At 48.6% G+C, this 7,569-nt stretch carries 7 protein-coding genes and 4 tRNA genes; 3 read left to right on the top strand and 8 right to left on the bottom strand.

What is annotated here, in order from left to right; translation table 11 throughout:
* Window positions 1-171: 171 nt before the first annotated feature.
* Window positions 172-1,719 carry a diguanylate cyclase gene (locus AAY72_RS07920; RefSeq protein ID WP_231728924.1) on the top strand — a complete coding sequence of 516 codons (1,548 nt, stop codon included), beginning with the start codon at window positions 172-174 and terminating at the stop codon, window positions 1,717-1,719.
* Window positions 1,720-1,954: 235 nt separating this feature from the next.
* Window positions 1,955-2,314 carry a hypothetical protein gene (locus tag AAY72_RS07915; RefSeq protein ID WP_057786630.1) on the top strand — a complete coding sequence of 120 codons (360 nt, stop codon included), beginning with the start codon at window positions 1,955-1,957 and terminating at the stop codon, window positions 2,312-2,314.
* 43 nt (window positions 2,315-2,357) lie between these two features.
* Here AAY72_RS07915 and AAY72_RS07910 read toward each other — a convergent pair whose 3' ends face one another.
* The 3 genes from AAY72_RS07910 to AAY72_RS07900 are packed head-to-tail and all read right to left on the bottom strand — an operon-like array spanning window position 2,358 to window position 4,422.
* The gene (locus AAY72_RS07910; protein WP_057786629.1) at window positions 2,358-3,107 is read right to left on the bottom strand and encodes a hypothetical protein; all 750 of its coding nucleotides are present in this window, start codon (window positions 3,105-3,107) and stop codon (window positions 2,358-2,360) included.
* Window positions 3,104-3,787, bottom strand: coding sequence for a hypothetical protein (locus tag AAY72_RS07905; RefSeq protein WP_057786628.1), 684 nt, complete (start codon window positions 3,785-3,787; stop codon window positions 3,104-3,106). Before AAY72_RS07905 ends, AAY72_RS07910 begins: the two co-directional genes overlap by 4 nt.
* Window positions 3,784-4,422 (bottom strand): hypothetical protein, encoded by a 639-nt coding sequence (locus AAY72_RS07900; protein WP_057786627.1) that lies wholly within the window; start codon window positions 4,420-4,422, stop codon window positions 3,784-3,786. The genes AAY72_RS07905 and AAY72_RS07900 overlap by 4 nt, the downstream gene beginning before the upstream one ends.
* 179 nt (window positions 4,423-4,601) lie before the next feature.
* Between AAY72_RS07900 and AAY72_RS07895 the strand changes: the two genes are divergently transcribed.
* Window positions 4,602-5,078: a DUF4124 domain-containing protein gene (locus AAY72_RS07895; RefSeq protein WP_057786626.1), complete on the top strand. Its 477-nt coding sequence runs from the start codon at window positions 4,602-4,604 to the stop codon at window positions 5,076-5,078.
* Window positions 5,079-5,951: 873 nt separating this feature from the next.
* Here AAY72_RS07895 and AAY72_RS07885 read toward each other — a convergent pair.
* The 5 genes from AAY72_RS07885 to AAY72_RS07865 form a co-directional block, all read right to left on the bottom strand.
* Window positions 5,952-6,041, bottom strand: a tRNA-Ser gene (locus AAY72_RS07885).
* A gap of 104 nt (window positions 6,042-6,145) precedes the next feature.
* The gene (gene nadA / locus AAY72_RS07880; RefSeq protein ID WP_057786614.1) at window positions 6,146-7,204 is read right to left on the bottom strand and encodes a quinolinate synthase NadA; all 1,059 of its coding nucleotides are present in this window, start codon (window positions 7,202-7,204) and stop codon (window positions 6,146-6,148) included.
* Between the two features lie 74 nt (window positions 7,205-7,278).
* A tRNA-Lys gene (locus AAY72_RS07875) sits at window positions 7,279-7,354 on the bottom strand.
* 18 nt (window positions 7,355-7,372) lie between these two features.
* Window positions 7,373-7,448 (bottom strand) — tRNA-Lys (locus AAY72_RS07870).
* Between the two features lie 18 nt (window positions 7,449-7,466).
* Window positions 7,467-7,542, bottom strand: a tRNA-Lys gene (locus AAY72_RS07865).
* Between the last annotated feature and the right edge of the window lie 27 nt (window positions 7,543-7,569).

Here is a 7,569-nt window from a genome sequence, read left to right as displayed (position 1 = left end):
TTTCTGGGGATACCTCAGGCAGTTCAGTCATATTGGGCTTTTAAAAGATGTTACCGGGTATCAATGCTAATAAATTAATTAAGATTTTACTGTTTAGTGGCTAAATAAGAAACAAAATCTGTTAAGCTAAAGCCAGAATCTTTTAGCGCGTATTGTAAGGATAAACAGTTGTTGCAAAGGATACTGCAGATTACGTTATTGTTACTCCTCGCCGGTACCTTTTCTGCGAAGGTATTTGCCGATGCCGGTTGTCAGTTGACCCGAAATCTGGCAACCGGCATTGAGCACTGGCAACTGCAATCAGGCAAAAATACTCTGGTGCCGCTTTATAAAGGACAAAACGCTTTCTTATTGCAATGTGATTTAGCAAAAGATGGCGTGCTGACTTTTCAAAGACCCGGTTTAATCAGCCATCAGCTGGACCTTGGCAGTGAAGTCGGTTTGACTATTACCGCAGGACAAATCGCCTATGCGTTGCCACAGGGGCTTTTCAAGGCGACCCTAAAACTCGAAGCTGAACACGCATACACTCCCCGCTTTAAATGGCAGTATCAGCAAGATTTTCTCACGGCTAGCCAACAGCATAGTCTGATTATGGGCGGCTTTTATGGCTTAGGCTTTACGTTGATGTTACTGTCTTTTGTAGTCGGCTGGAGAATTAAAGCGCCGGCCTTAAAGTTATATGGTTTTTATATTGCCTGTCTGACCGCTTTTTTAGTACTGCAGGAAGGCCAGCTGTTCATCTTCTTCAGTGAAGATATCGCCGAGCTGCACAAATTCGCTTATATCTTGAGTATTGGCTTCACTGTGCTGAGTGCCAGCTGGTTTTTTTCCAATTTTTTATATATCAAACAAGATTTCCCCTACTTAAATTACGCTGTTATTGGCTTTTCGTTGCTGGTGTGTGGCTGCGCAATTCTGCGGGCACTCTTTGCGGAAAGTCTGCCGCTGTTTTGGCTTGGCGCCATTATGGGCTACGGTACTTTGCTGATTGTAACGATGGTGTTTATCGTATCCTTGGTGCAAGCTTATCGGGGAACCCGTGAAGCAGGTTTAATTTGTATTGCGTTATCGATAGTGCTGTTCAGTCTGTTGTTTCGTGTGGTGTTGCTCAACTACAGCCCCTTTATACAGCGCTATGGCTTTGTGTTCGCTCTGGCAATTGAATCTATTATTCTGGCGCTGGCGTTGGCACAACGGGTTAGTCGGATTACTCAGGAAAAAGACATTGCTGAACAAGCGGCTAATCTGGACCCTTTATGTGGTATTGCCAATAGAAGAGGTTTGAACTCGAAACTGGCAACGCTTGCTGCGTCTGACCCGGACGACCAGATGCTGTATGCCGCTTTTTATATAGATGCAGATGATTTCAAATCGATTAATGATAACTACGGCCATAATGTTGGTGATATGGCGCTACAACAAATTGCGGCCTGTTTGACTAAAAATATGCGACAACATGATGTCTATGGCCGACTGGGCGGTGATGAATTTATCGCAATCGCCAGTTTTAAACATATTGCCGAGGTTTACAAAAAACATACTGAGCTAAAACAGGCAATGAGCTGTGTTACCTTTAACCTCGGTAATACCGAACGGACAGTTTCAGCCAGTGTCGGCTGTGCCATTTTCGAATCGCTGCCAGACGATCTGGATGACATTATCAGCGCCAGTGATCGCTCGATGTACGTAGAGAAAAATAATCGGAAGTTGGGATAGTTTGAAGCAAATCCCCCACCTGCGGAAGAACTCACCACCTCTCCGCTCATGCATGCTTTGCCAGCAGTTGTTACGACTGCCGGCAAATTTTTTTCGGGTAGCCACGCAGATAAGACAAGTCATACATAAGAAATTCTTATCCTTTTGTCACAATTAATCTCGTGTTTCCGCCACAGCGCTGTCACAACTCAGGCATAAACTGCGCACAGTTTATCTAACTTAACCGGAGATCGTGATGAAATTATTAGTTAATGCTGTGGTGTCGTTAACCGCCCTGTTCAGCCTGAATGCGCTGGCCAGCAATAACAGCTATGTTTATTCTAATATTGAGTACTGCCAACTACAGAGTCAGGCCGTTGCCAGCAGCCAGTTAGATGCCTATGCCCGCAAACTGGGCTTTGCGCCAGAGCTGCATGAGTGTCGCACCTTGCTACAGCCACAGCTTATTGAGCAGCGTGAGTTAGAGTTATCCAAGCAGTTACGTGACCTACAACGCGGCTCGGTGATCCGGATAAACAAAAAAGTAGAGCAGAAACTGGCGGCGTTGCCAGCGGCTGAGCGCGCCGAGGTGTTAAAGCGATTTGGCTTGAGATAACAGCACCACGGGATTTGGACGAGGTCCGCCCTAACCGGTAGTATTAGGCTCGGAGCTCAAGGTGGTCGTATTGGGTGAAAACGTGCAGCTCGTTATGTGCAAGCGACTGCACTGTTTTTGCCAATAATGCGCTTGGGTTAAACCACAGGCATGTGCAATCATCGAAGGGGCGTTGGGATGGCTCACTTACCAGGCTTTGTGGATTGCCCCAATGTAAATCACACCAAAATCCATCCGTCGCACACACAATCTGGCTATCATCAGGTAGATCGAATTGAAAATATTCAGGCGCAAAAGCGCGGTGAAGCTTTAAACAGCGCGTCAAGATATGGCGGTTTGATGAAGATTTGAGCTCGTCAGTAAAGGGTACAAAAACGTTCGCCGCGGTATGAACGGGCGAGAGCCAATTCAGCGCACCTTCTCGCATATAGCCCATTCTCACATCGCCAGCACAATAGCCCCATACCCTCTGCGCATCAATAAACGCTACCGTGATACTGACACATCCGCCGCTTAGCTGCTCATTGAGCTTCCCAGCGAAGCATTGCAGCGTGTTCAATAATGATAGGGGCTCTGTAGCCAATTCAGAGCGGGATATCGCATCATCGATAGACGCTTTAAAGGTCGTTAATAATATATATTTTGGCAAGGGGCGTGACGTTGAGATATCAAACATCGCCAAAAACAAGAGCTCTTTAAAGCGAAATATTACCGTCGCATCGTCGTAAAGCAGTTGAGCAGATCCTGGCAACGCAATAAAGCCTTCAGGCTGAGCGATATCTGCTACGCTCATAAACAGGCCTCAATGCGCTCAAAAATGAGTGACTCCCGCGCGCTATTGTTTCCTGTCGCGCTTTGCACGGCATACTCAAAATTAGCATCGTCAAGCAGCGCTTGAAGCTGAATTCGAATAAAGTCTCTAAGCTCCCCATCAACCGCGTTAACCTCAGCAACGATTTCTGCGCGTCCATCAAAGATATTAATCAAATCCTCAATATCGTGGCTGGATAGCGCATCACCGTTTCCGCGCCCTAAATACGCCTCAAGCTTGGTGGCTACAAAATAAACCGGCTCGACGAGCTTAATAGTGATCGCCTCAGTCAGCGTAAAATCCCGAGCAGTTGCCATCGCATTATGATACCAACGATTACTAAACCCGAGAATGTCGGCATTATCCGGCATAAAGTCCACTTTCAGTGGACCGAGCATCTTAGTACAGATAACTTCCTGCTCCATTGAATCACGAAAACCCAATTGGCCCAAACGCTCAGACAGTTGAGTCCAGTCAAAATAACTACCGACGTTCACAATTAAGTCAACATCATCGGTATATCGAACCTGCTCTGTGGTGAAATCATCAGTTAGAAATAGCCCGGTGGTACACCCGCCGATAAACACGACCTGAGGCAGCAATTCATCCAGAGCCGTGGCCACCTGGACTAGCATCTCTTTTTGGAAATTGATCTTACTCATGAACTTACCCGCAACAGTTTACGCATCATGTCGATAGCGATCCCACGCTCACGGGAATGGCCAATCCTAACAGCATCGGTTAGCGCTAATAATGCGTACGTTAAATCATCTGTTCGAATAGCGGCAAAGATATTTTCATGTAACGGTTGAACAGCCACACCTTTAGTCTGCCCTTTGAAATAAGGCCAGATTGGTGCGAGCTCCCCGGAAGTCATTAACTTACCTAGCAGAACCGGCGCAGCAATTGATGTGGCGATCCCACGGGTCACCTCGCCTTCTTTTGCAGGAAAAACGTATTGGATACCGTATGCGATGAATTCAAGCAGCGCGCGAGTGTTGGTTTTGGGTAAGCCGGTTTTACGATCGGCTTTTGCTAGGCCTACGTCAAACATTCGTTTCAGACTTAAGCTAACTTGAGATTTGCTGATCCCCGTGTCCTGCTCTAAGGCTCTTACGGAAAACAGACTCTCAGTGAAGGCAACAGGTGGCGCATCGTTATGCAGAAGAGCATCGCCCAGCCAATCGATTGACGAATCATGCGGTACAAGCAACTCTGCATCATCCCGATTAGGATTGATCCAGCGCTGTGTGAGCGACTCTATTTTGAAGAGCACGACGATATCTTGACTTTTCATTTTAACCACCAACCGAAAGTCCTATGTCCTAGGACGCGGGACAACTTTCAGTTATATATCGTAAAAAGTCAAGACCTAGTTTTTAGCATTAAGTGGTCAGAAAGGTAGCTTTCTTTGAACTTTTAAATCAGTAAGGCTACTCTTCTTCGGTAGATAACAAATGGACTTGAGGTTGCACTATGCGCAAACTATTAATTCTCACCACGCTGTTATTCCCCGTGTGTTCCTATGCACAGGTCTATAAGTGTGAAGTCGATGGCGTTGTAAAATACAGCCAACAGCCATGTGCTGATAATGCCGAGTTAACTCAATACTCTACCGAGGCACCTAACCCCCCTGCTGCCATCGCACCACAGCAGCCCGCCGTAGACCATAAAGCCGAATCAGAGCGGATTAACGAGTCGATCCGCCAGCGTAATATCAACTCTGAAATCATCCGCTTGACTGCCGAACGTAACCGGAAAATGAGAGAGCGTGACCAGAAAATGGCGCAGATCCGCAAAACCAAGCAATCAGCAGCTAACAATCTGGCCGGGGCTACCAGGGAAGAGTCACTGTCAAAAGAGATGTCTGCAGTAGCTATGCAATACGATACCGACATCCGTTCTCTGGATAACCGCATCGACAGATTGAGAGAGGATTTAAAACGCGATTAATCAGTTCCTGATTTGTTGCGAGAATTTCAACTGGCTACATGTTATCCCCAAACTGTTAACATTAAGGGAGTTTTATGGCCAGCTTAAAGGGTGTTTGCGCAGAGGATTTAGACTGTTTAAAAATCGACTCAAACCCGAACTTTCTCAAACTAACCTGCGGACTTTCTCAAACTAATCGCGCGGCTACCAAAACAGCTATCCTGCCATTTTGTCGCACCGCAGGGTTCTAACCAAGTCCTCAGTCTCGTCCGCATAAATGAATAAGGCCCACGCTCTGGGCGTTGCGGCGAGTATGGGATTGCCAGCGCCATCCTTGGCGCTGGCCCTTCGGGCCGCACTAAAGTGCGTCCAATGCTGGCTTATCGGATATAGCCAGGAGTGAGCGGAGAGAGAGGGATTGCCAGAACCATCCCTGGTTCTGGCCCTGCGGGCCGCACTAAAGTGCGTCCAAATTTGCTGAGGCTTTCCTGCCTCAGTCCTTCGGACCCGCGCTCGCGCGGTCCAAAATTGTTCCAGACAATTTTGTGCTCCCGGCGAATTTGTCACTCGTGCCATCCATGGCACTCGCCCTTCGGGTGGCGGAGCCATGCAAAACGGCTATCCTGCCGTTTTGTGCCAGAACCATCCCAGGCCCTAGCCCTTCGGGCCGCACTAAAGTGCGTCCAATGCTGGCTTATCGGATATAGCCAGGAGTGAGCGGAGAGAGAGGGATTGCCAGAACCATCCCTGGTTCTGGCCCTGCGGGCCGCACTAAAGTGCGTCCAAATTCGCTCCCGGCGAATTTGTCGAACCGCAGGGTTCGAACCAAGTCCTCAGTCTCGTCGCATAAATGAATAAGGCCCACGCTTTGGGCGTGGGCCTTATTCATTTATCTGGCGGAGAGAGAGGGATTCGAACCCTCGTTAGGGGTTAACCTAAACACACTTTCCAGGCGTGCGCCTTCAGCCACTCAGCCATCTCTCCGGGGCTTGCACTGCAAGCGCCGCTATACTAGGGAAAAAGCAGCGGCGGTGCAAGGGTTAAATGCGTTGGCCGCTGTTGTTGCCGCTATTTTAAGCAATCACAACTCAAGCGTTGCCCTTTACCTGTACCTTTTGCTCTTTGGCGAAATTTAACATCCGGTTAAGCGGTAATAAGGCCCGCTCACGCAATGCCGCATCGACAAAGATCTCATGGCCGCTTGGGCTTAGCAGCGCTTCCTCAATGGCTTTTAAGCCGTTCATGGCCATCCAGGGGCAATGGGCGCAGCTACGACAGGTTGCACCGTTACCGCCGGTTGGCGCCTCGACAAAGGTCTTTTCCGGCATTAACTGCTGCATCTTGTAAAAGATACCGCGATCAGTGGCGACAATAAAATGCTGGTTCGGCAAAGTTTGCGCCGCTTTAATCAGTTGGCTGGTTGAGCCAACGGCATCCGCCAGTTCGACTACGCTATCAGGCGACTCCGGATGCACCAGTATGGCGGCTTCCGGGTGTTGTTTTTTCAGCTCACGCAGCGCATTGGCTTTAAACTCGTCGTGCACGATACAGGCACCATTCCATAGCAACATATCGGCGCCGGTTTTCTTCTGCACATAGGCCCCCAAATGCTTGTCCGGCCCCCACAGGATCTTCTTACCCTGGCTATCCAGATAGTCCACGACATCCAGCGCGATTGACGAGGTAACTACCCAGTCAGCACGGGCTTTTACTGCTGCAGAGGTATTGGCATAAACCACGACCACACGGTCAGGATGCTGATCACAGAACGCAGAGAACTCGGCAGCCGGACAGCCTAAGTCGAGCGAACAGGTGGCTTCCAGCGTGGGCATAATCACGGTTTTTTCCGGCGTTAAGATTTTTGCCGTTTCGCCCATAAATTTTACGCCGGCCACTAACAGGGTTTTTGCCGGATGCTGATTGCCAAAACGGGCCATTTCCAGTGAGTCAGACACACAGCCACCGGTTTCCTCCGCCAGGGCCTGAATTTCCGGATCGGTGTAATAATGCGCCACCAGCACGGCATCTTTTTCGACTAATAGCGCTTTGATACGGGCTTTGTAAGCGTCTTTTTGATCGTCAGATAATGGCACAGGCTTTTTCGGGAAACGGAAGTCCTGCTCGGAAAAATACAACGGCTGCTCCATTAGGCTTACTCTGTATGCTAACAAGGGCGCGTATTATATAAGGGACAATCAAAAAAAGACAGTGTCGGGCTGTTTGGTGGGTCATGATGGATTCGAACCATCGACCAACGGATTAAAAGTCCGCTGCTCTACCAGCTGAGCTAATGACCCAAACAGGATAATGAGAAGTGGTGGGTCATGATGGATTCGAACCATCGACCAACGGATTAAAAGTCCGCTGCTCTACCAGCTGAGCTAATGACCCAAACAGGATAATGCGAAGTGGTGGGTCATGATGGATTCGAACCATCGACCAACGGATTAAAAGTCCGCTGCTCTACCAGCTGAGCTAATGACCCACTTCGAATTTACTTGTTTGCGCGATG

This window comes from Alishewanella sp. WH16-1 (assembly GCF_001441695.1).
In the GTDB taxonomy this organism is placed as follows: Bacteria; Pseudomonadota; Gammaproteobacteria; order Enterobacterales; family Alteromonadaceae; genus Alishewanella; species Alishewanella agri.
This window is presented reverse-complemented; position numbering and strand designations above follow the sequence as displayed.

Excerpts from the sequence above, each read along its gene's own strand:
- AAY72_RS07910 (WP_057786629.1), bottom strand. The coding sequence starts at position 3,107 with ATGAGCGTAGCAGATATCGCTCAGCCTGAAGGCTTTATTGCGTTGCCA.
- AAY72_RS07900 (WP_057786627.1), bottom strand. The coding sequence starts at position 4,422 with ATGAAAAGTCAAGATATCGTCGTGCTCTTCAAAATAGAGTCGCTCACA.
- AAY72_RS07915 (WP_057786630.1), top strand. The coding sequence starts at position 1,955 with ATGAAATTATTAGTTAATGCTGTGGTGTCGTTAACCGCCCTGTTCAGC.
- AAY72_RS07905 (WP_057786628.1), bottom strand. The coding sequence starts at position 3,787 with ATGAGTAAGATCAATTTCCAAAAAGAGATGCTAGTCCAGGTGGCCACG.
- nadA (WP_057786614.1), bottom strand. The coding sequence starts at position 7,204 with ATGGAGCAGCCGTTGTATTTTTCCGAGCAGGACTTCCGTTTCCCGAAA.
- AAY72_RS07895 (WP_057786626.1), top strand. The coding sequence starts at position 4,602 with ATGCGCAAACTATTAATTCTCACCACGCTGTTATTCCCCGTGTGTTCC.